At 37.9% G+C, this 1,668-nt stretch carries 1 protein-coding gene; it reads left to right on the top strand.

Annotated elements, in window-relative coordinates:
• On the top strand, positions 1 to 1,449 hold a 1,449-nt coding region (locus tag P9687_RS16580; RefSeq protein WP_328228936.1), incomplete at its 5' end, for a GntR family transcriptional regulator.
• Positions 1,450 to 1,668: the final 219 nt, after the last annotated feature.

Genomic DNA, 1,668 nt, shown 5'->3' with positions numbered 1-1,668 from the left:
TACATCTTTTCCGAAAATTACACCGAGCAAGTAAAGCACGGTAGCCGAAAGTGTACAAAAAGAGTGTCTTGGAATACCCGATATTTAAACCTTGTCGAGAAAAACTTGACACATACCGGTTTTTTAGTCCTCTTCCTGTGCAAGGGCATTCGTGTTATAATGATACGTACAAATATCGAAAGGAAACTGGATTACGCCACCGTGGCCACCCAGATCACAAATTTTATTTTTTTGCCGGATATGTACGTAACAATCATTGCTGATTTGCTAAGTTCTTCAATACTAGAAAAGGAAACTTACATGAATATGAGCAAAAAATACGAAAAAATTAAGCAGGATATTAGAGAAAAAATTTTAACGGAAGAGTACAAAGTAAGTGAAAAATTGCCAACCGAATCAGAACTAATGGAAATGTACCAGGTAAGCCGGTTTACAGTAAGGCGTGCAATTGATGAGCTGGAGAAAGAAAATTTCGTTTACCGTATTCAGGGCGGGGGGATTTTTGTTGACGATTGGAAAGGCAAACCCCAAACCGTCATGAAAAATAAAACAATCGGTTTAATTACAACTTATATATCCGATTATATTTTTCCAAATATCATTACGGGAATTGATAACTATGTATCAAACTACGGTTATTCCATTTTGATTACCAACACGCAAAACAATCCGGAGAAAGAGCGGAAAAGTTTGTCCAATTTATTGTCAAATAAAATTTCCGGATTAATCATTGAACCGACAAAAAGCGCATTGAGCAATACCAATAAAAGCATTTACGACAACATCAAATCACTGGGCATTCCAATGCTGTTTATTAATGCGGTTTACGATGACATGAATATCCCGTACTTGGTCATGGATGATCTAAAAACCGGCGAAATGGTCACAGATTATTTAATCTCCCTGGGGCATAAAAAAATTGTCGGGATTTTTAAAGTGGACGATAAGCAAGGTATACATCGAATGAACGGTTACATCAAAGCTTTTCAGAAGCACCCTGAGATTTCGAATATGGGTGAAATCATGATGTACCAGACAGAGGAAAACAAAATCAATCTGTTTAAAAAACTTCATACAATACTGTCGCGCCCTGAGTTTGCTCCGACTGCAATTGTTTGCTACAACGATCAACTGGCCATTCAAGTCATGAATTTTGTCAAAGAAATCGGTCTGAACGTACCAAAAGATCTCTCCGTTATTGGAGTTGATGATTACCAGTTTTCAAAGTTTATCAATCCGGCATTGACGACTGTTCGCCATCCGCAGGAAAAGATGGGGCTTGATGCTGGTAAAATGATCATTGATATGCTTAATAAGCAACCAGTCACCTCAAAAATATATGAACCAGAATTGGTAAAAAGGGATTCAGTAAAGCCGCTTGATCATTCAAATGACAATTGGACGGAAAAAAATAGGGAGGAGAAAGCAATCTGTGATAACGATGAGTAATATCATGGATTCTGCCTTTTTTCGAAAACAACTTATGAATAGGCCAAAAGTTTTTGTAATGATATCTGCCTTTAATAGATCATGATTCCGGTAGTCAGATATTCTGAAGCAGCCGGATCCGGTATAAAGTCAACAGGGCTTGCTAAATGGCAAGCCCTGTTGGTTATGCTTCTATTGTATGCCGTCGCCTTCTGCTATCCAATCGACTTTACAGCCATC

Source organism: Weizmannia sp. CD-2023 (assembly GCF_036225245.1).
GTDB lineage: Bacteria > Bacillota > Bacilli > Bacillales > Bacillaceae_C > Weizmannia > Weizmannia faecalis.
This window is presented reverse-complemented; position numbering and strand designations above follow the sequence as displayed.